Annotated in this window: 17 protein-coding genes and 1 pseudogene; 12 read left to right on the forward strand and 6 right to left on the reverse strand. The window is 70.0% G+C overall.

The annotated features are described in order from the left end of the window. Window positions 1–249 precede the first annotated feature (249 nt). The gene (locus tag ACIRR8_RS30180; protein ID WP_404070803.1) at window positions 250–603 is read left to right on the forward strand and encodes a PRC-barrel domain-containing protein; all 354 of its coding nucleotides are present in this window, start codon (window positions 250–252) and stop codon (window positions 601–603) included. A 123-nt stretch (window positions 604–726) separates the two neighbouring features. Here the strand turns inward: ACIRR8_RS30180 and ACIRR8_RS30185 are convergent, their stop codons facing one another. Then, window positions 727–1,005, reverse strand: coding sequence for a hypothetical protein (locus ACIRR8_RS30185; RefSeq protein WP_404070806.1), 279 nt, complete (start codon window positions 1,003–1,005; stop codon window positions 727–729). A gap of 231 nt (window positions 1,006–1,236) precedes the next feature. Here ACIRR8_RS30185 and ACIRR8_RS30190 point away from each other — a divergent pair, with 231 nt between their 5' ends. Further along, window positions 1,237–2,280, forward strand: a complete 1,044-nt coding sequence (locus ACIRR8_RS30190; protein WP_404070809.1) for a LacI family DNA-binding transcriptional regulator — start codon at window positions 1,237–1,239, stop codon at window positions 2,278–2,280. Between the two features lie 150 nt (window positions 2,281–2,430). Here the strand turns inward: ACIRR8_RS30190 and ACIRR8_RS30195 are convergent, their stop codons facing one another. Further along, a complete protein-coding gene (locus tag ACIRR8_RS30195; protein WP_404070985.1) occupies window positions 2,431–5,271 on the reverse strand; it encodes a glycosyl hydrolase in 2,841 nt (946 codons plus the stop codon). A 243-nt stretch (window positions 5,272–5,514) separates the two neighbouring features. Between ACIRR8_RS30195 and ACIRR8_RS30200 the strand changes: the two genes are divergently transcribed. The 5 genes from ACIRR8_RS30200 (at window position 5,515) to ACIRR8_RS30220 (ending at window position 11,723) form a co-directional block, all read left to right on the forward strand. Continuing rightward, complete coding sequence (locus ACIRR8_RS30200) at window positions 5,515–6,825, forward strand: ABC transporter substrate-binding protein (protein WP_404070812.1); 1,311 nt, start codon at window positions 5,515–5,517, stop codon at window positions 6,823–6,825. Between the two features lie 193 nt (window positions 6,826–7,018). Continuing rightward, a complete protein-coding gene (locus ACIRR8_RS30205; protein WP_404070816.1) occupies window positions 7,019–7,999 on the forward strand; it encodes a carbohydrate ABC transporter permease in 981 nt (326 codons plus the stop codon). Then, a complete protein-coding gene (locus ACIRR8_RS30210; RefSeq protein WP_404070818.1) occupies window positions 7,996–8,907 on the forward strand; it encodes a carbohydrate ABC transporter permease in 912 nt (303 codons plus the stop codon). The genes ACIRR8_RS30205 and ACIRR8_RS30210 overlap by 4 nt, the downstream gene beginning before the upstream one ends. Window positions 8,908–9,041: 134 nt before the next feature. Further along, the gene (locus ACIRR8_RS30215) at window positions 9,042–10,466 is read left to right on the forward strand and encodes a GH1 family beta-glucosidase (protein ID WP_404070821.1); all 1,425 of its coding nucleotides are present in this window, start codon (window positions 9,042–9,044) and stop codon (window positions 10,464–10,466) included. Between the two features lie 672 nt (window positions 10,467–11,138). Further along, on the forward strand, window positions 11,139–11,723 hold the full coding sequence (locus tag ACIRR8_RS30220) for a DUF417 family protein (protein WP_404070823.1): 585 nt from the start codon (window positions 11,139–11,141) through the stop codon (window positions 11,721–11,723). 106 nt (window positions 11,724–11,829) lie between these two features. Here ACIRR8_RS30220 and ACIRR8_RS30225 read toward each other — a convergent pair whose 3' ends face one another. Then, a complete protein-coding gene (locus ACIRR8_RS30225) occupies window positions 11,830–13,761 on the reverse strand; it encodes a DUF4157 domain-containing protein (RefSeq protein WP_404070987.1) in 1,932 nt (643 codons plus the stop codon). Between the two features lie 727 nt (window positions 13,762–14,488). Here ACIRR8_RS30225 and ACIRR8_RS30230 point away from each other — a divergent pair. Next, window positions 14,489–16,309, forward strand: coding sequence for a hypothetical protein (locus ACIRR8_RS30230; protein WP_404070825.1), 1,821 nt, complete (start codon window positions 14,489–14,491; stop codon window positions 16,307–16,309). A 78-nt stretch (window positions 16,310–16,387) separates the two neighbouring features. Here ACIRR8_RS30230 and ACIRR8_RS30235 read toward each other — a convergent pair whose 3' ends face one another. Beyond that, entirely contained in the window at window positions 16,388–16,582 is a 195-nt protein-coding gene (locus ACIRR8_RS30235) for a hypothetical protein (protein ID WP_404070827.1), read from the reverse strand. A 155-nt stretch (window positions 16,583–16,737) separates the two neighbouring features. Here ACIRR8_RS30235 and ACIRR8_RS30240 point away from each other — a divergent pair, with 155 nt between their 5' ends. After that, complete coding sequence (locus tag ACIRR8_RS30240) at window positions 16,738–17,103, forward strand: DUF5753 domain-containing protein (protein WP_404070829.1); 366 nt, start codon at window positions 16,738–16,740, stop codon at window positions 17,101–17,103. Beyond that, window positions 17,079–17,276 (forward strand): DUF397 domain-containing protein, encoded by a 198-nt coding sequence (locus ACIRR8_RS30245; RefSeq protein WP_404070831.1) that lies wholly within the window; start codon window positions 17,079–17,081, stop codon window positions 17,274–17,276. The genes ACIRR8_RS30240 and ACIRR8_RS30245 overlap by 25 nt, the downstream gene beginning before the upstream one ends. 93 nt (window positions 17,277–17,369) lie before the next feature. Here the strand turns inward: ACIRR8_RS30245 and ACIRR8_RS30250 are convergent, their stop codons facing one another. Beyond that, complete coding sequence (locus ACIRR8_RS30250; RefSeq protein WP_404070833.1) at window positions 17,370–18,629, reverse strand: mannosyltransferase family protein; 1,260 nt, start codon at window positions 18,627–18,629, stop codon at window positions 17,370–17,372. A gap of 193 nt (window positions 18,630–18,822) precedes the next feature. Between ACIRR8_RS30250 and ACIRR8_RS30255 the strand changes: the two genes are divergently transcribed. Continuing rightward, window positions 18,823–18,996, forward strand: a complete 174-nt coding sequence (locus ACIRR8_RS30255) for a hypothetical protein (protein WP_404070835.1) — start codon at window positions 18,823–18,825, stop codon at window positions 18,994–18,996. A 270-nt stretch (window positions 18,997–19,266) separates the two neighbouring features. Here the strand turns inward: ACIRR8_RS30255 and ACIRR8_RS30260 are convergent, their stop codons facing one another. Beyond that, window positions 19,267–19,767: a SigE family RNA polymerase sigma factor gene (locus tag ACIRR8_RS30260; protein WP_404070988.1), complete on the reverse strand. Its 501-nt coding sequence runs from the start codon at window positions 19,765–19,767 to the stop codon at window positions 19,267–19,269. A gap of 169 nt (window positions 19,768–19,936) precedes the next feature. Between ACIRR8_RS30260 and ACIRR8_RS30265 the strand changes: the two are divergent. Beyond that, window positions 19,937–20,206, forward strand: a pseudogene (locus ACIRR8_RS30265) (Uma2 family endonuclease); the annotation flags it as partial. Window positions 20,207–20,209: the final 3 nt, after the last annotated feature.

Below are 20,209 nucleotides of genomic sequence, written 5' to 3' on the forward strand. Positions count from 1 at the left end.
GGGGTGGTGGGGGTAGTGGGCGCCCGGGCGGGCGGCGGTGCCCGCGCGGGCCGGGGTACCGGGTGTAAACCCCCCCCCCCCCCCCCCCCGGGGGGGGGGGCCGGGGGGGGGCCGCCCCCCCGCCCCGTTGCGCGACCTCCGGAACCCGCCAGGTGTACACCCGCTTCCGCCGGGCACACGCATATCTGCGGACCTAATCAATGAATTCATCGATGATGAGCTGAATTGACCTTCGCGAAAGGGGCCACAATGAACGACTCCCTGTGGGGCTATCAGCCGTCGAGCGGTCACACCGCGGGCGCCGATCTCTCCGGATACGCGGTGGAGGCGACCGACGGCGGTATCGGAAAGGTCGACAAGCACTCCGACGAGGTCGGCTCCGCCTACCTGCTCGTCGACACCGGGGTCTGGATCTTCGGCAAGGACGTCCTGCTCCCGGCGGGCACGGTCCGGCGGATCGACACGGAGGACCGCAAGGTCTACGTGGACCTCACCAAGGAGCAGGTCAAGGACTCTCCGGAGTTCGACCGCCACAGCCAGGCCGAGGACCCGGGCTACCACGCCCAGCTCTCCGCGTACTACATGGCTTTCCGCGTCATGTGATCCGGATCCGCGTGCGACCGCGCCCTGTCGACGCGGGCGTACGCCCCAGAACGGCGGCGGGCCCGACCCCGAGGAGGGGTCGGCCCCGCCGCCTCCTCGTGGGCGCCCTGAGGGTTGCGGAGGTCAATCCGTCGGCGACCTCTCCGCCAGCACCTCGCACAGCCGCAACGCGGTGTCGATGTTGCAGCGGCCCAGGTCGACCAAGGGCGTCGGCTCGTTGCCCGCACACGAGACCGGGTCGACCCGCAGCGACGGCAGCGTCACGCCCAGCGCGGCGAGGTCCTCCTTCAGCCGGGCCACCGTCTCCTCCGCCGTCCGCACCCTCTCCGCCGCCGCCTTCTGACGCTCCAGCGCCTCCGTACGCCGCTCGATCGTTTCCTCGCGCCGCTCCGTCGCTTCCATCCCGTACACCTTCCTACTCGGAGTAGTTCAACGCCTACCCGGAGTGTTCAACGCGCAGCGGGCCCGAAGGAGGCGCCCGGAGAGCGATCCGATGTCCGTCCCGCCGTCTGGAAGCGCTCTCATCCGCCCGTCCGGGCCCGGCGCTAGGCTGTAGACGATCCGGCGACGGCACAGGTCCGCCACCCGAACCGCCCCGCGTGCCGCCGCCCCCGTCGACGAGGAGCGACCGCCTTGCCCGAGCAGTCCCCCGGGTCCCGGCCCACCCTGGAAGCCGTCGCGGCGCGTGCGGGGGTCTCCCGGGCCACCGCCTCGCGGGTCGTCAACGGCGGTGACGGTGTCCGCAAACCGCTGGTCGACAAGGTGCTCCAGGCGGTCGACGAACTCGGCTACATCCCCAACCACGCGGCCCGGACGCTGGTCACCCGGCGGACCGGCGCGGTGGCCGTCGTCATCGCAGAGCCGGAGATACGGATCTTCTCGGACCCCTTCTTCTCGCAGCAGATCCGCGGCATCAGCAAGGAGCTGACCGCCCACGACACCCAGCTCGTCCTGCTGCTGGTGGAGGGGCCCGGCGACTTCGACCGGATCGCGCGCTACCTCTCCGGCGGCCATGTGGACGGTGCGCTCGCCTTCTCGCTCCACACCGACGACCCGCTGCCGGCGATCACCCGGCGGGCGGCGATCCCGACGGTGTACGGGGGCCGCCCGAGCTGGACCGCCGACCCGGGCGACCAGGCCGTTCCGTACGTGGACGCCGACAACCGGGGCGGGGCGCGGGTCGCCGTGCAGTATCTGCGGGACCTCGGGCGTGAGCGGATCGCGCACATCGCCGGGCCGCCCGACCAGACCTCCGCGGTGGACCGTCTCGACGGCTACCGGGACGTCCTCATCGACGTGGACCCGACGCTCGTGGCCGAGGGCGGATTCACCGTGGAGAGCGGGGCGCGGGCGATGGCGGAGCTGCTGGAGCGGCGGCCCGACCTGGACGCGGTGTTCGTCGCCAACGACCTGATGGCCTCGGGCGCGCTGCGGGTCCTGCGGGAGCGCGGGATCGCGGTGCCGGAGCAGGTGGCGATCGTCGGGTTCGACGACATGGCCGGCGTGGCCGAGGAGACCGACCCGCCGCTGACCACGGTCAACCAGGACATCGAGGGCCAGGGCCGGCTGATGGCCCGGCTGCTGCTGCGCGGCCTGGACCGCGACCGCACGGGGAACGGCTCGGCGCCCGACTCGGTGATCACTCCGACGACGCTGGTCCGCCGCGCCTCCGCTTAGCACTCAGCGCATGAGTACGGCGGGCCTCCGCCCTGAGGAGCCGGAGACCCGCCGCACCGATCGTGCCCGTACATCGGCGTCCTACACGTACGGGATGTTCACCCGCAGGTCCGCACGTACGGGGTCATGCGTCCTGCTGTCCTGCCTGGCCTACTGGTACGGGATCCGCAGCACCGCCGCGTCCGTGCCCGTCTGGACCTGGGACGTGCCGTTGCCGAGCGCGTTCCAGATCTCCAGGCGGACCGTGCCGTTCTTCAGTTCGCCCAGGCTGCCGGTGGTCGCCTTCGCGCCGACCGCCTGCGTGTACTCCTCCCACCCGTTGACCGGGTCGGTGGCGAAGTAGCGGAAGGTCTCGGTGCGGTCGAAGGTGCCGTCGCCGGTCAGGTCGTAGCTGACCCGGACCTGCGGGGCGAGCCCGACCCTGGTGCCCGCGTCCACCCGGAGGCGGAACGCGGTGGCGGCTCCGGCGGAGACCTTGCCGTTGACGCGCTTCACCTCGTAGACGGTCGGACGGTACGGCGTGCCGTCCCGGTTCACGCCGTCGGCCGAGGCGATGGTGTCCGCGCCCGCCGGGTCGGTGGTGGCGGTGGTGAGGACGCCGCCGGTCTTCAGGCGGAAGGTGTTGCCGGTGGACGGGTTGCCCGGGTCGGGATCCGGGTCCGGGTCGGGGTCCGGGTTTCCGCCGCCGGGGCCCGTGCTGACGGCCTGCGAACGGGCCGGTACGGAAAGGGTCTTGCCGTCGGAGAAGGTCACCGTACGGGTGGCGGTGCCGTGGTTGTGGGCGGTGTAGGTGCGGGTGCCGTTCTTGGAGAAGACGGCGGAGGTCGGGATGTCACCGGTGACCGTCATGTCCGGGGCGCCGACCGTGTTGAGGGTGTTGATCCAGTGGTAGGTGTGCGCCTTGGACTCACCCTCCTCCGGGGTGTAGTTCCCGTTCACACCATCCCACTTGGCCTTCGCCGACGTCGGGTCGGAGAGGGCCTCGAACTCCCAGAGCAGGTCGCGCCACTCCTGGGCCGGGCCGCCGTTCTCGCGCTCCATCTCGGCGATGTTCCGCTTGATGGCCGCCTTCTCACGGGCCAGGTGCAGTGAACCGCCGGTCACCGGGAGGACGTTGATGCCGTGGATCTCCTCCGGGTTGGCCGTCCACCAGGTGGAGTACGAGGCGCCGCTGCCCCAGACCATGCCGACCGTGCCGTACTTGTACGAGGCCGGGAAGACGGTGTCGTTGGCGTCGAACCAGTACTGCGTGATCGCCTCGGACTCGGTCGTCAGCAGGTAACTGCCGAGGTCCCGGAGCGAGTTGTCACCCATGGCCGAGCCCCAGAGCACCAGGCCGGCGCTGAGGTTGATGGACTCCGACGAGGACTCCTGGTTGTTGCCGGCCGCGAAGCCCTGGTGGCCCGACGCCCAGCTGTGGCCCGCGTAGACGTCGAAGCCGCGCAGGAAGGGGTAGGCCGCGTCGGTGCGGCTCGGGTTGGCGGTGTCGCGGATCAGGTGCTTGACCATCGTGCCCCAGGCCGAGTCGGCCGCCCAGGCCTGGTCGTACTGGGCGATGATCGCCGCCGCGTACACGTAGTAGCTGTAGTGGAAGTGGTGGTCGTTGAGCTCGGTGTCGCTGCCGTACGAGGCCGGGTAGCCGGTGAGGGTCTTCCAGTCCTTGTCGTAGCTGAACTCACTGGCGCCACCCGCCGTGAACCACTCCTGCATCCGGCCCTTCATCAGGCCGAGGAGCTTGTCGCGGACGGCGGTCTGGCCGATCTGGTCGGCGATGGGCACCAACTGGGCGAGCTTGCCGAGCGCCTTGCCGGTCCAGTAGGTGTCCCGGGCCCCGGAGAACGGGTCGGAGGCGTTGGCGACCTCGTTGAGGTAGCCGGTCAGCCGGGCCCGGTCGACCCCGCCTGAGACGGGCAGCGCGGGCACCACGCCCTGGCTCTTCTGACTGGTGGTGAAGGAGGCGGACTCGCGCACCTTCATCGTGCCGCGCGGTGAGACGTACGTGTACGGGGTCAGCGCGTCGCTCGTGTGCAGCCACTGGTGGCGGTAGAGCGCCTGGAGCGTGCCGCGCTCGGTGCCCTCGCGGGCCTCGGTGGTCAGCGTGTAGGTCGCCCGCACGTTGCCGCCGGTGGTCTGCCAGGCGACCTTGGAGCCGGTGACGAAGCTGTAGGCGTACTTGCGGTAGGTCGCGAGCGCGTCCGTGGACGGCAGCACGGCGAGCGAGAAGTAGTCCTTCGAGCCGAGCCCGGCGGTGATCGTGGTGCCGGAGATGTTCCAGTTGGAACCGGTCGGGGCGAAGAGGGCGTAGTGGTGCCCGGCGACCGTGATGCCGACGACGTTGCCCTGGTTGGAGAAGACCGTGGGCGTGGAGGCGGTCGTGATCCGGGCGTCGCCGCCGGACCCCTTGGCGTACACGAACGGCATGCCGTGGCCGATGGTGGCCCGGAAGGTGCGGGAGCCGTCCGCCCAGTACGGGGTGACCGTCCAGTCGGACCAGGCGTCGGCCTTGGTGTCCGGCGAGTTCAGGCCGGTCAGGCCGACGGTGAGGTCGGCCTTGTGGGCGTACTCGTACTGCCGTCCGTCGCCGACGATCGCGGGCGTGGTCGGGTAGCCGACCTCCAGGCCGGAGGCCTTGGCCTGGTAGGTGAGCGGGTGCCCGTACATGGGAGTGGAGTACGGGTTGTCGCCGTAGCGCTGGAAGGCGAGCGAGGACCACCAGTCGTTGGTCGGGACCGGGTTGTTCCGGGCGGCGGTCGTCAGCTTCGGCGTGACGGGGGCGCCGGTGTTGGTGGTCGGGCCCTGGGTGCCGGCGGGGCGGGAGTCGGTGTAGCTGCCGGCGCCGGCGGGGATGGTGGCGGCGGCCGCGGGGGAGGCGGCGGGCCCCAGCGTGACGGCGGCGAGCGCCACGGCCAGGAGCGTGGCCGCGGCGGGTCTGGCCCCGGTACGGGAGGCGAGTCTGGAGAGGGAGGCTTGCACGAGCAGCACCTCGATCATGGTCATCATGGGGGGCGGGAGCGCCTTCGAGAGCGCTCTCAAGTGTCAAGGAACGTAAAACTCCTGAAACCTGGGTGTCAAGAGAACGCACACAGAAGGCAGTTGGGCGGCGGCCGGGCGTAACGCCAAGCTGTTATGTGTTCGAGTCTTGACGGGGCGGGGGTGGTGGGAGACGCTCCAGACGCAGGTTTTGAGAGCGCTCTCAAAGCGCTCGGTTCATCCCGAAGCCAAGGGAGGCTTCCCATGCCCATCGCCCGAGCCGCCAAGAGAGCCACCGTCCGCCTCGGCGCGGTCGTCCTCGCCGGGGCCCTCCTCGCCGCCTGTGGATCCGGATCCGGCGACTCGTCGGACACCTCCGACAGCGCGGGTGGGAAGGTCACGCTCAACGTCGACCTGTTCGGCTCATTCGGCTTCAAGGAGGCCGGGCTCTACGACGAGTACCAGAAGCTCCACCCGAACGTGACGATCAAGCAGAGCGACACCCAGGACGAGGCGGACTACTGGAAGTCGCTCCAGACCCGCCTGGCGGGCGGCGGCGGTCTCGCGGACGTGCAGGGCGTGGAGGTGGGCCGCATCGCGTCGGTCACCCAGCAGCAGTCCGACAAGTTCCAGGACCTGAAGGAGTTCGGCGCCGACAAGCTCAAGGGCGAGTTCGCCGAGGCCAAGTGGTCGGCGGCGACCACGAAGGACGGCAAGATCCTCGGCCTCGGCACGGACGTGGGCCCCGAGGCGATGTGCTACCGCACCGACCTCTTCAAGCAGGCCGGCCTCCCCACCGACCGCGAGGAGCTCGCGGAGAAGTGGTCCACGTGGGACGGCTACCTGGAGCTCGGCAAGGAGTACAAGAAGAAGGCCCCCGCCAAGAGCGCCTGGCTGGACAGCATCGGCTCGCTCTACGGGATCATGATCGGCCAGGAGGAGGAGCGGTACTACGACGCCTCCGGTGAGCTGATCTACGAGAAGAACCCGGCGGTGAAGACGGCCTGGGACACCTCCGTGAAGGCGGCCGAGGCGGACCTGAGCGCCAAGCTCGACCAGTGGTCCCCGCAGTGGAACCAGGCGTTCGCCGCCGGTTCCTTCGCCACGATCCCGTGCCCGGCCTGGATGCTCGGCTACATCAAGGGCCAGGCCGGTGACGGCGGCCAGGGCAAGTGGGACATCGCCAAGCTGCCCGGCGGCGCCGGCAACTGGGGCGGCTCATACCTCTCCATCCCGCGTGCGGCCAAGCACAAGAAGGAGGCGTACGAGCTGATCGAGTGGCTGACCGCCCCCGAGCAGCAGGCGAAGGTCTTCCAGAAGCAGGGCAACTTCCCGTCCTCGACGGGCGCCATCGAGAAGATCGCGGATGCCAAGGACGACTACTTCTCCGGCGCGCCGATCGGCCAGATCTTCGGTGACGCGGCCAAGGAGTCCCCGGTCCAGGTTCTGGGCGTGCACGACCAGAACGTGATGCAGCAGATCACGAACGCGCTGAGCGAGGTCGAGCGCAAGGGCGTCGCGTCGGAGAAGGCGTGGGCGACGGCGAAGAAGGGCGTGGCGAACGTGATCGGCTGACGCCGGCACGCTGCGCCTGCCTCTCCTCCCCTCCCTGCCCGGGGCATCTGGGGCCGGTCACGGCCTGCCCCTCTCCTCCCCCTCCTCCCTGGGACCTCTGGGGCCGGTCCACCGGTGCACACCACGGTGGCCCGGCCCCACCCCCGTACCCCTGCTCCCCGCTTTCCCGCTCCCGATCCCGAAGGGCCGCATCGTGTCCCTCACCGCCACCGCGAAGGCCGGGCCCCGCAGCCCTGCCGGAACCGGACCCGGGCCCGACGACGGTCGGGCAGCCGGCCTCCGGCGTACCTGGCGCAAGGCGTCCCCGTACGCCTACATCGCCCCGTTCTTCACGCTCTTCCTCGCCTTCGGCCTCTTCCCGCTCCTCTACACGGCGTTCGTCTCGCTCTACCGGGTCGAGCTCCAGACGAGCGGCGAGATGGAGTGGCGGGGCATCGCCAACTACACGGCGCTCTTCACCGACGAGTACTTCTGGATCTCGCTGCGCAACACGTTCACGATCGGCGTGCTGTCCACGGTCCCGCAGCTGGCGATGGCGCTCGGCCTCGCGCACCTGCTCAACTACAAGCTCCGCGGCCGGACGTTCATCCGGACGGCGATCCTGCTCCCGTACGCGACCTCCGTCGCCGCCGCCACGCTCGTCTTCGCGCAGCTCTTCGGCCGCGACTTCGGACTGATCAACTACGTGCTCGGGCTGGTCGGTTTCGACCCGGTGGACTGGCAGACCGGCACGGTCGCCTCGCAGATCGCGGTGTCGACCATCGTCATCTGGCGGTGGACGGGGTACAACGCGCTGATCTACCTGGCGGGCATGCAGTCGATCCCGCACGAGCTGTACGAGGCGGCGGAGATGGACGGGGCGTCGCGCTGGCGGCAGTTCATCCACGTCACGCTGCCCGGCCTGCGTCCCACCATCATCTTCACGGTCATCATCTCGACCATCGGGGCGACCCAGCTCTTCGGTGAGCCGCTGCTGTTCGAGGGTTCGATCTCCGGCGGCATCTCGCACCAGTACCAGACCCTCGGCCTGTACATGTACGAGCAGGGCTGGGGCTTCTTCCACCTGGGCCGGGCCGCGGCCATCGCCTGGGTGATGTTCGTCCTGATCGTGGTGCTCGTCGGGGTCAACGCCCTGATCGCGCGCCGCCGCGCACGCAAGGAGGCCGGCCGATGACCGCGCTCGTCGCACCGCCGACCGCCCCGGAGGCGGGCCGTCCGCCGCAGGACCCGCCGGCGAAGCGCGTACGCATGGGAGGCGCGGGCCGGACGATGAAGGGCGGCTGGCTCTCGTACCTCATCCTCGGCTTCGCGCTGCTGATCTCGGCGTTCCCCTTCTACTGGACGATCGTGGCGGCCAGCCGGTCCAACGCGGACATGGCGCAGGTGCCGCCGAGCCTGCTGCCGGGCCCGAACCTGATCAAGAACTTCGAGCAGGTCCTCGAAGAGGCCGACATCGGCAAGGCGCTGCTCAACTCGCTGATCGTGTCGTCGTCGATCACCCTCGGCACGGTGCTCTGCTGCACGCTGGCCGGCTTCGCCTTCGCCAAGCTGAAGTTCAAGGGCCGGAACGCGCTGCTGACGCTGACGATCGGGACGATGATGATCCCGCCGCAGCTCGGCGTGATCCCGCTCTTCATGCTGATCGCCGAGCTCCAGTGGGTGAACCAGCTCCAGGCGGTGATCCTGCCGGGCCTGGTGTCGGCGTTCGGTGTCTTCTTCATGCGCCAGTACCTGGTGCAGTCGCTGCCGGACGAGCTGATCGAGGCGGCCCGCGTGGACGGCGCGTCGACGGCCCGCATCTTCTGGTCGATCGTGATCCCGATCGCGCGGCCCGGCATGGCGGTGCTCGGGATGCTGACGTTCATGACGGCGTGGAACGACTTCTTCTGGCCGATCATCGCGCTCTCCTCGCAGGAGCCGACCGTGCAGGTCGCGCTGCGGCAGCTCGGCGGCGGCTATGTGAACGACCAGTCGGTGATCATGGCCGGCACGCTGCTCGGCACGCTGCCGGTGCTGATCGTCTTCGGTCTGCTCGGCCGGCAGATCGTCGGCGGCATCATGCAGGGCGCGGTGAAGGGCTGACCGCACCAGCGCGCGGAGCGCGGTGAGGGCTTGACCGCACCAGCGCCCCGAGCGCGGTGAAGCCCTGGCCAGCGCCCTCGCCCCTCCCTTCATCTCCTCCTCCCTCCTCCCCTCACTTCTGGAGTGTCCGTCTCATGACAGCTGTCGATGCCCGCCCGGCGACCTCCACAGGCGCCCTCCCCGAGAGCGGTACGGGGCTCCGCTTCCCCACCGGATTCCGGTGGGGCACGGCGACCGCCGCGTACCAGATCGAGGGCGGGGCCACGGAGGACGGCCGTACGCCGTCCATCTGGGACACGTTCAGCCGTACCCCCGGCAAGGTCCGCAACGGCGACACCGGTGACATCGCCGCCGACCACCTGCACCGGATGCCGGACGACGTGAAGCTGATGCGGGACCTCGGCGTCACCGACTACCGGTTCTCCGTCTCCTGGTCCCGGGTCCAGCCGACCGGCCGGGGCCCGGCGGTCGAGCGCGGCCTGGACTTCTACCGCCGCCTGGTGGACGAGCTGCTGGGGGCCGGCATCAGACCGGTCGCGACGCTCTACCACTGGGACCTGCCGCAGGAGTTGGAGGACGCGGGCGGCTGGCCGGAGCGGGACACGGCACACCGGTTCGCGGAGTACGCGGGTCTGGTGGCCGGCGCGCTGGGTGACCGGGTGTCGACGTGGACCACGCTCAACGAGCCCTGGTGCGGGGCGTTCCTCGGGTACGGGAACGGGGTCCACGCTCCTGGCCGGACGAGCGACCTCGCCGCACTGCGCGCCGCGCACCACTTCAACCTGGCGCACGGCGGCGCGACCCGGGTCCTGCGGGACCGCCTCCCGTCCACGGCGGAGGTCTCCCTCACCCTCAACCTGCACGCCCTGCGCCCGCTGACGGACACCGACGCGGACCGGGACGCGGTGCGCCGGATCGACGCGGTGGCGAACCGGATCTTCCTGGACCCGGTCTTCCACGGGCGGCTGCCGGAGGACCTGGTGGCGGACACGGCTGCGGTGACGGACTGGTCGTTCGTGAAGGACGGCGACCTGGAGGTCACCTCGGCCCCGATCGACTCGCTGGGTATCAACTACTACTCGCCGAGCGTGGTTTCGGCCGGCTCGTCCGAGTCGCCGTCCCCTTGGGCGGGCGCCGAGCAGCATGTGGCGTTCACCCCGGCGGAGGGCCCGCGCACGGCGATGGACTGGCCGGTGGACGCGAACGGCCTGTACGAGCTGCTGACCCGCCTGCGCGACGAACTCCCGGGTCTGCCGCTGCTGGTGACCGAGAACGGAGCGGCGTACGACGACTACGCGGACCCGGAGGGCCAGGTGCACGACCCGGAGCGGGTGGCGTACCTGGACGCGCATCTGGGCGCCGTACACCGGGCGATCGGGGAAGGCGTCGACGTACGCGGGTACTTCCTGTGGTCGCTGCTGGACAACTTCGAGTGGGCGTACGGCTACAGCAAGCGGTTCGGCATCGTCCACGTGGACTTCGCGTCGCAGCGGCGGACGGTGAAGGACAGTGCGCGGTGGTACGCGGGGGTGATCGCAAGAGGCGGGCTTGAGCGGTGACGGCTTGAGCGGTGACGGCTTGAGCGGGGAGTAGGGGCTGAGGGCTCGGGGCACACGCTCCGGGCCCTTCGGCGTGCCTGGGGACGGGTACCGGGGGCGGGCGCGGCGACGGAGGCACCAGCGGCCGATGCCCGATACATCCCGTAATAGACCAGTGCACTTTCGGCCATCTGAACCACCGGAGTCACCCGCCGGACCGCCGGATGGCGACCTCTACGGGCGACCGCGCGCCCCGAACGGCCGGAAAGCGATCAACAGTTGGCGCCGGCGCACGGCCCAGAGGTCCCGGCCGGTCCGGCCTCGGCGCAACAGGCCTGCTCAGCGGCGGACCGGCCGGGAGCTCTGCCAGACCCGCGGGCAGGAGATCGGGCCCCGCGCCTCCCCCGTACGAAGACCCCGGCCGCCGCACGAAACACACGTCCGGCGCCTCCGCCCGCGGCCCGATGCAAGATGGCGCGAATGTGCCGGCCCCCGAAGGCGCCGAGGAACATGACCCTTGACGGCCTCCCGACCCTCGTCCGTATGGTCTAGACCAAGCACCGAGGGGGCCTGTCCCCTCCCCACCCGCCCCAGGCCCCCACCGATCCGCGAGATGGCCCAGGTCGCCCGCCGAGCCGCGCGGGCCACCCGTGCACGTTTTCCCACCCCCACGGACACACCGGGAGATCGCACATGAGCAGCAGCACCGTAGAGCCCGTCCTGCCCCCGCACGACCGCGACACCGAACCCCCGCCCCGCGAGGCCCACTTCGCCCGCGCCCGCCTCGACCCCGCGGCCGGCCGACGGCCTTGGAGCCGACCGGCCGACGGCCTGGCCCGCCTGATCGACGCGCACGCCCTGGTCCTGCTGAGGGCGACGGTCGGCATCGTCTTCGTCGGCTTCGGCGTGCTGAAACTGTTCCCCTCGGCAAGCCCGGCGGAGCAGCTGGCGGTCGACGCGGCGACGAAGATGACCCTGGGCCTGGTGCCGGAGACGGTGCTGTTGCTGTCCCTCGCGGCCCTGGAGACGGCCATCGGGATCGGCCTGATCGTCGGCCGCCGCCTGCTGCGCCCCGCGCTCGTCGTGTTCTTCCTCCACATGGGCGGTGTGTTCTCGACCCTCGTCCTCCTCCCCGACGCGATGTGGCAGCCGCACTCCCCCGCCCCGACCATGGAGGGGCAGTACGTCGTCAAGAACGTGGTCCTCGTCGCGGTGTGCCTGGTGGTGGCCGCGAACGAATGGGGACGGCGATCCCGGCCACGGCGTACGGCAGGGTGAGCGGGCCGGGTCGCCGGAGCGCACGGCCGCGCTCCGGCGGGCTCGGTCCCGCTCCGCCTCGCGATGCACGGCACCAGACCCCGCTCCCTGATCGGCCAGACGCCCCCTAGTTGTTGCGCGCCCGGAGAGCCCGGATGGCGCCGATGAGGGCGCGGACCAGGATGTCCCTGCTGGCCTTCGCCGTCTCCACCACTCCGGCGTCCACGTTCTTGAGCGGATCCTTTCTGGCCGCGCTGTCGATGGCCTTGGCTCCGATGAGGTTCGCGGACAGGGACACCTTGGACAGGTTGTCCACGGTGAGCCCGGCGAAGACGAGCGTCGCCAGGGTCCTGGAGACGACGGCATCGCTGATGCCGTACGCCCGCTCTACGCGCTTCGTCCACTCCTGCGGCCTGGCGTGGGTCTGGGCGAGTGCGAACAGCCGCTGGACGGTGTCGTCGGTGACCGGCGTGCCGACGGGGTGCGATCCGACGTTCTGGCCGACGCGGCTCATGTCGGTGCCGATGGCGAACCGCGGGTCGAAGTCGCCCTCCACACCGCCGAACCGCTTCCGGGACAGCGAGTCCACGAGGTGCTGGCCCTCCTCCGCACCGCTGCCGAAGGTGACGCCGGGCTCCAGCGCGTCGTAGTCCTCGTGCACCTTCACGAAGGTGCTGGGCTCCGGGTAGTGGACCAGGCTGGGGTCCACCTGGGCCATGGCCTTGCGGACGGCGAGGTCCACCTGGCTGGCGTGCCAGATCAGGATGTCGTTGTCGCCGGTCCTGCTGCCGGCCGGTGAGGTGTAACCGCCGCTGAAGACGTCCAACTCGCCTGATTCCAGGCGCTCGGCGGCGGTCGAGAACAGCGGTCCCGCCTCCGTGTCGAAGGAGGTGGTGTCGGAGTCGCTGGTGTGCGGGTAGACGTGCTGCCTCCCGGCCCCGCGCAGCCCGGCGATCATGGCGGTGGTCTCGGTCGAGCGCATGATCCGGTCCCTGATCTCGCCGTACGGGACGGTCCGCTGGTTCGTCTCCTGGGCGTCGGTGGCGTGGTTGGCCCAGGTGAACCCGATGACCGCGACCCTGAACCGGTTGGCGCCCCAGGCACCGAGGAAGACGGTGGTCTTCTGGCCGAGCAGGGCCTCCGCGTCGGTCGCCTCCTGCTGGTTCCGGATCCGGATGTTGACGCCGATGACCAGCGCGAAGCGGTCGGCCGGTGCCGTACCACCGGCGAAGCCCTCCTCGTACTTCTGCGCGACGTCCATGAGGTTCAGGGTCGGGGTGAGGACGACCGGAACGATCGCGACGGTCCCCACGCCCTCGGGCTCGGCACCGGCGACGGCCTGCCCGAAGGCGCCGGTGGTGCCGCCTCCGGTCAGCCCGCTGAGCTCGGCGGCCCGCTGCACGGCCGCGACGCCGGAGGCCGGTGCGGCCGGCCGGGCCCCCTGGACGGGTGCCGCCGCCCCGGGTACGGCGCTCCGCATGACCCGGGTCGCGTTGGCCTCGGCCTCGCGCTCGAACCGGTCGGAGGGGTCGGAGACCTTGAGACCGGCTCCATTGACGGTCCCGGCGACGGGGCCCGAACGCTGCTGGATGACGTGGGTCAGCTCATGGGCCAGCGTGTGCTGGTCCGCCCCGCCGTCGCCGATGACGACGTGGCTGCCCCTGGTGTAGGCGCGGGCGCCGACCTCGGCCGCGGAGGCCTTGGCAGCGCTGTCGCTGTGGATCCGCACATCGGAGAAGTCGGCGCCGAGCCGGGCCTCCATGTCGGCGCGGGTGGTGTCGTCGAGCGGCCGTCCAGGCGTACGCAGCACGTCGTGCACGGCGGACCGCCGCACGACCGCCCCTTCCCCGCCACCGTGCCCGCACCCGGCGCCGTGCCGATGCTCCTGCCGGCCCTCGGCCTGCCGCAGCACCTGGACGACGGCCGCGTTGCCGGCACTGGCCTGCAGCTCCATGAGTCCGTACGGCGCCGATGCCCCGGCCTCCACCGCTGGGGTGCGGGAGGGGGCCGTACGGGAAGAGTCAGCCCGGACGGTTCGGTCGTTCTCCTGGGCGTGCACAGCGGGCCTTCCCTGCGTAGACATCATGATCGATTCCTCCTGGATACGCGGTGATCGCGCACGGGGCCAGGAACCCGGGGGCAGGGAGGGGCGGCTGGACGGGCAGAGGGAGGTGACCGTGAGGAGCCGCGCTCCGGGCGCGAGGGCAGGCGGTTCGGGTGACCGGACTTCGACCCTGTTCTGTAGACACCAAACGTTTACTACGAGGCGAGATGCCTCACCATTCTATTTTCCCGTGACCGTGCAATTGCTGGTGGTCTCGGCGGTCGTCAGCGTCATCGCCGGCGAGGAGCACCCCGAATTCCGGATTCCTCATTTCTCCGAAAATCCGAGTAGGCGTTAGAAACTCCTTCCGCTTCACCCTCCGGGCGGGAGGAGCGTCGACTTCTACGCTCCCTCGGCGGGCAGGCCGCCCCGTCCACGTCAGGACGAACACCGGCGGCGCCCGGCCAGGACGGTACGTCGTACACGGTGGCGAAGGGCAGCCGGTTGCACGGCGAAGGGCGCGGGCCGCAGGCCATACAGGCCGGTCGTCAGCGCGTGTGACTGACGAGCAGTAGAACTCGATGTGATCCCGCCGACTGTCTCTCGAAACGGCGCTTGGATTGCAGTAGCCTCACTCCGGCTGCTGTTCTCCTGAAAACGCCCGGCCCCACGTCGGAGGAGTTTCTGCGGAGCGGCCGCAGCTCAAATGGAAGAAACTTTGAGGACAAGGGGCCAGTCATTCATGGAATCCAGCCACATGCACCCGGACGACCCGCAGGCTTTGAGTACCCTCCCCCACACATCACAGAACTACATAAATGAGGCGATCCGGCGCTCCGAGATACGTATCGAGAAGTGGGGCGAATGGGAGATCGAGTACGAGTTCACGCCCGCCGCAGGCGACCATGGCAACCTTCTCGTGGTCTTCTCCTCCGTGGGCTCGACGTACGGCTTCGGAAAATCCCTCTCGGGTGTCCAGTGCAACGTCCTGCGGATTCGTGACCGGTTTGCCGGAGGAACGTCCTATTACGTATGCCGGGACATGGACTTCTCTGTTTCCGACGCGGTCGAGGAACTGATCACCTCCTACTCGGAGAAGCTGGGCCTGTCGCGCGACGCGGTAGTCCTCGCCGGGTCCTCCAAGGGAGGCAGCGCCGCACTCATCTACGGCCTGAAGTACGGCTACCGCAACATCGTCGCCTCCACCCCGCAGTACTTCATCGGCAGCTACTCGCAGGGGCACGGAAACCTCGGCGCGTCCGTTCTCGGCGAGGGGGAGCCTCAGGAGAATGTGGACACGCTCGACGCCGTGCTGCCGACGCTGCTGGCCGAGGACGAGGACCGCGACCGCAACATCTACCTCGTCTCGTCCACGCGGGACTACCAGTACGAGGAGGAAGTCGTCCATTTCCTTCCGGCCTTGCGGAAATACTCCAATTTCAACCTGGTCATGGTGGAATCCTCCACTCTGGTCAAGCATGCGGAGGTGACGCGGCAGGGCCTTTCCGCGATTCTGAGCATCATCTACGCGCTGACCGAGGGCGCCGCTCCGCGGTGGGGTGAGGTCCAGATCGGCTCCAATGACGTTGATGGGCCCGCCGCGGCCACGCACCTGGCGAATCTCCGGGGGCGGGACACCGCGCTGGCCGTCCTGACCGGCGCCTCCCTCACGCACCAGGAGGCCAGGTTGACGGGGCACGCCTTCATACCCGGCGCGGCCGCCGGGACGGAGGACTCCGGGAACGCGGAGTCGCGGGAGACGAAGCAGCTCGTTCTTGAGCGGGACGGGAACGCCTGGCTGGCGGACGCGGACACCGTGCCGGTGGACCAGCTCTACCTCAAGTACTTCGACACCTACTTCACCGCGTACAAGGACGGCGGGTTCGCGTGCGATGCGCGGCAGCTGTTCGAGTCCCTGCCCGAGGGGACATACGACGTGTCCGTCCGGGTGACGAGCGAGAGCGAGGCCATCGACCGAAGGGTCCCCTTGGTCGCGTACGACCCGATCGACCGCCGAAGTGCTTCCAGCGGCTTCGAGGTTGTCCTCAAGGCCGACCAGAACGGCGTCCGGCTGATCAGGCGCAGCCTCGCGAACGGCGTTCCCGGCGGAACGGTGTTCTCGCTGGAACGGTTCCAGATGGACGGCCGGAAACTGCGCGCGTACGGCGTCTTCTACCTCCCCGGCCGCAACGCGGACCACAAGAACCACGCCACGTACTACCTGACGTTGCAAGGCCCGGACACCGCCCACACCTTCGACCTCAAGCCCCTGCGGATGACCGAGAAGGTCCGTCCGCATGTGAGGCCGGGCGACTTCGGCTCGTACGGATACGGGTTCTTCACCTCGCCGGACGGCAAGGGCGTCGACCTCTCCGCCGTCCCGGCGGGCACCTACACCGCCCAGGTCACCATGAGCGCCGGCGGTGCCCTGTTCACCCACCAGGCGGGCCGCGTCGAACTGAGCCAGGACGGCGGCCCGTCGAGCACCTGGGAGAACGGCACCCAGGAAGACGTCAAGAGCAGCGAGCGGAAGACTCTGCGGTCCAAGTTCTGGCGGCCTTAGGGAAGAGCGAGCGCAGTGGACGATGTGGCCGTCCTCGCTGACTCCCCAGCGGTCGGCCGGCGCCTCCACGATGCTCAGTCAGCGACCGCCCTCCGAGCTCTCGTCCACAGTCCGGAGCACAGGGCGTACGGGAGAGCTGCCCTCCACCTGAAGGGTCAGGTGCGTTCCGTCGGCGCACCAGGTGATCGTGACGTCCTCTCCGCCGCCGTGCTGGAAGGCGTTGGTGACCAGCTCCGTGAGGACGAGCGCGGCGACGTCGACGCACGGCCGCAAGTCCCACAAGTTCGAGCAGCGCGCAGGTCATGCGTCGCAGGCCCGGGACGACGCCTCCGGCAGCCGGTATCAGCGGTTCATGAGGCTGGAGCGGGAAGCGACGGTCCAGTACCAGTACGCGAGCAGCACCATTGACGCCCCGTACTTCCGGGCCGATGCTCGACGAAGCGGTGTTCCACCGAGCGGCCTCGCAGCCCGCCGTCTGGCTGGAACAGCTGGAGGCTCTGCTGGAGTGGCGGAAGCAGCCGAACGTGACGCTTCAGTTGCTGCCGTTCTCGGCGGGGCTACACGATCTGATGGGTGGTTCACTGACGGTCCTGCGGCTGGCCAACGGTAAGGCTGTGGCCTATCTGGAGGGCAGCAAGTCCGGTGAACTGGTTGAGGACTCAGGACGGGTCCAGGAGCTGCGGTTGTCCCACGATTCAGAGCGAGGCAAGGCGCTCTCTCCGGAGCAGACAACCAAGTTCATCCAGCAGTTGGTCAAGGAGATCCGATCATGCCTTCCCGCCAAGCCGATCTGACTTCCGCGACCTGGCGGAAATCCTCGTACGGCAACTCCGACGACGGTCAGTGCGTCGAGGTGTCCGACGACTGTCCGGGCGTCGTCCCGGTCCGCGACTCGAAGCAGCCGGAAGGACCGGCCGTCATCTTCGGCTCCTCCGCATGGTCGGCGTTCGTCGACACCATCCGCTGAGACTTCCGGCGCCCTCTGCAAGCCCCCGCGGAGGACGTGAGCTCCCGTGGTCCCCGCGTGAGCGGGCTCCCGGGCCTGTTGACGCCCAACGACTCACCCCGCCCACCGCCCCGTAAGAAACGCCAGGGCCACCAGCGCAGTCACCGGCACCGTCACGCACAGATACACCGTCCGGAACCACGGGCGGCGCAGGCTCACCGCCGCGAGCCCCATCCACAGCGGCCACCACAGCAACGTGGCGCGGGGGATGGACACGTACCAGTACGACGTTCCCAGGGCCCACAGGCTCAGCGCGACGTACACCGCCTCCGGCCAGCGGCGGCGACGTGCCAGCAGGGCGACGAGAGCCAGGCCCACCACCATCGCCGCCAACTCCACCTGGAACATGGCCGCGTAGCCGGTCGTGTGTACTCCTTCGAACGCCGCGTTCCACGTGTTGCTCCACCCCTCCCACGGGGTGTGGAACTCCCGGTACCAGCCCCGCTCCTGGGCGCGCTTCCACGCCATCCAGTCGCCCGTGTGAGCGTGCAGGTACCAGCTGTACGCCAGCGGCGGCAGCGCGGGCAGTGCCAGCCAGGGCGCCCCGCGCCAGCCTTTGCCCGACGAGACCGAGAGCACGAACAGCACCGTTATCGCCGCCGCCAGGAACAGGCCGCTGACCCGTACGGTCGTCGCCAGAGCGGTCAACGTGCAGGCCCACAGCCACCGTTGGCACTGGGCCGCCCGCCAGGCCGGGAGCGCGAACGCCAGGAACAGCGCCTCCGTGTAGCCGGCCGCCAGGAAGACCGCGCACGGGGAGAGCAGGAAGAACAGGACCGTACGGTGGCCGTCGGCATCCTCGGGGACGTACGCGCGCGCTATGCGGGACAGTGCCAGTACGGCGACCGCTCCCGCGACCAGCGAGATCAGCAGGCCCGCCGCCGTCCAGTCCGGGACGATGAGGTGCACGGCCCGCAGGAGCATCGGGAACCCGGGGAAGAACGCCTCCCTGTTGTCCCAACCATCCATCCATGGGCCTGTGTCGGCCGGGAAGTAACCGTCGCGCGCTATGTGGAGGTAGTGGTTCGCGTCCCACTGCTGGAACGGCGCGAGGACCGGCGCCGCCTCCCGTACGTCCGAGCCCCGGGGGAAGAGCCATCGGGCGCCGTGGGCCGTGATCCACAGGGATATGCGGGTCAGGAGGTAGAGCTGGAGCACTCGGCGGTCGGCGGGGGTGAGCCAGGACGACCAGCTGCCACGTCCGGTCGCCTTGGACCCGTACGGAACGGGCCTGACCGGCCGGCCCGCCCACAGCCCGGAGGCGGCATCGGACCCGGGCTCGGCCCGTCGCAGGCCGGGGGGCGATAGGGACAACTCTGGCACCTTTCGGAGGCGTCAAGGCGTGCGGGATCGCCCGGTGGACCGCCGGGGCACGGGGTGAAGCGGGCGAGGTGGAGGGCGTACGCGAGTCGGGGCCGCCGCCCGCGATCACAGCATCGACGTCGCCCCGAGCGTCGAAGCCGCCGTCGAAGTCGGTGCCGAAGTCGCCGTCGAGCCGGGCGCCCCCGTGGATGTCGACGACGGAGCCGTCGGCGCCCCCGTCGTCGGCATGCCCCCGGGCGCGGTCGTCCCCGGATCGGAACCAGGCGGGTACGACCCCGCCGTCCCCGGCACCGTATGGCTCGGCGTCGGCGGCTCCGTAGGTGTCCCGGTCGGAGGCGAGGGCGCCGGGGACGGGTAGCTGGGTGATGGGGTCGTCGCCGGAGGTGCGGGCTTCGGTGTGACCGGGAGCAGGCCGACCGCCGCCGCGCCGCCCCCGCCGATGACCAGGCAGACCCCTACCGCGACCGCGGCCATCCGGCGCCGCTGGGCCCGCATGCCGCGTTCGGTGATGTATGTGGCCGGCTCCGGGACCACGTGGCCCTGGCCGAAGTCTCCAGCCTGCCGGAACAGGGACCGCAAGGGATCCTGCGTGCCCTGGAACTCCTCCGGGCCCGACCGGCCCCGTGGTTCAGACATCAGGAGCCTCCTCCATACGGGGGTCCTGCAGACGGTGGGCGAGCGCCGCCCGTCCGCGGACCAGATGCGTCTTGATCGTGCTGGCGGAAAGCCCGGTCTCCCCGGCGATCTGCTCCACCGTGAGGTCGCACAGGTAGTGCAGGGTCAACGTCCGCCGCTGCTGCGCGGGCAGCTCCCGGAGCGCGTCGACCAGCACCACGTGGTCCGGGTCCGGCGGCGCGACGTGTTCCGCCGCCCCGCTCCCCCGGCCCCACGCGTCCGCCGAACGCCGCCGGAAGCGCCAGCGGCTCACCGCCAGCCGCCACGCGACCGTACGGATCCACGCCTCGGGCTGCCCCTCCCGCTCCAGCCGGCCGCGCCGGACCCACGCCTTGACGAAGGCCTCCTGCACGACGTCCTGCGCCTCCTGGAGATCCCCCGTCATCACGTACAGCTGACCTGTGAGACGCGTGACCGCCTGGGCGTAGAACTCTTCGAACTCCTCGACGGTCAAAAGCTGCTCCCGGATCTTTCGCTTCACCGGGTATACGCCTGCCGCCGGGCGTCCGGTCTACAGCCCCGGCGCTCCATCGGAGTGATCGTCGTCACGTGGCCTCGCACGGACCGCGGCGAGGTCCGGCCGCGCGGGCCGGTTCGCCGGCGACGGCGAGTGGTCGAGTCCGGACCACATCCTCATGACCGTCGAAGTCACCTCACACGATCACGACACCGACAGGCGCGACCGTACGGAGAAACGCGACGCGTACGCCGCCGCAAGCATCCCGGTCTGTCTCCTCATCGACCGCGACCACGACACTCTCCTCGTGTACAGCGAGCCGGAGAAGGGCCGCTACCGGCGGCGGACGACATACGGGTACGGCGATACGGTGCCTCTTCCCGACCCGGTCGACATCACCCTGGAGAGCGAGGAGCTCAAGAACTACGCCCGCTGACCT

Source organism: Streptomyces sp. NPDC101178, assembly GCF_044767965.1.
Taxonomy (GTDB): domain Bacteria; phylum Actinomycetota; class Actinomycetes; order Streptomycetales; family Streptomycetaceae; genus Streptomyces.

Bases quoted from the DNA above. Each gene is read 5' to 3' on its own strand.
- ACIRR8_RS30220 (WP_404070823.1), top strand. From the start codon at position 11,139: ATGAGCAGCAGCACCGTAGAGCCCGTCCTGCCCCCGCACGACCGCGAC.
- ACIRR8_RS30245 (WP_404070831.1), top strand. From the start codon at position 17,079: ATGCCTTCCCGCCAAGCCGATCTGACTTCCGCGACCTGGCGGAAATCC.
- ACIRR8_RS30180 (WP_404070803.1), top strand. From the start codon at position 250: ATGAACGACTCCCTGTGGGGCTATCAGCCGTCGAGCGGTCACACCGCG.
- ACIRR8_RS30230 (WP_404070825.1), top strand. From the start codon at position 14,489: ATGGAATCCAGCCACATGCACCCGGACGACCCGCAGGCTTTGAGTACC.
- ACIRR8_RS30195 (WP_404070985.1), bottom strand. From the start codon at position 5,271: ATGATCGAGGTGCTGCTCGTGCAAGCCTCCCTCTCCAGACTCGCCTCC.
- ACIRR8_RS30215 (WP_404070821.1), top strand. From the start codon at position 9,042: ATGACAGCTGTCGATGCCCGCCCGGCGACCTCCACAGGCGCCCTCCCC.
- ACIRR8_RS30210 (WP_404070818.1), top strand. From the start codon at position 7,996: ATGACCGCGCTCGTCGCACCGCCGACCGCCCCGGAGGCGGGCCGTCCG.
- ACIRR8_RS30240 (WP_404070829.1), top strand. From the start codon at position 16,738: ATGCTCGACGAAGCGGTGTTCCACCGAGCGGCCTCGCAGCCCGCCGTC.
- ACIRR8_RS30200 (WP_404070812.1), top strand. From the start codon at position 5,515: ATGCCCATCGCCCGAGCCGCCAAGAGAGCCACCGTCCGCCTCGGCGCG.
- ACIRR8_RS30185 (WP_404070806.1), bottom strand. From the start codon at position 1,005: ATGGAAGCGACGGAGCGGCGCGAGGAAACGATCGAGCGGCGTACGGAG.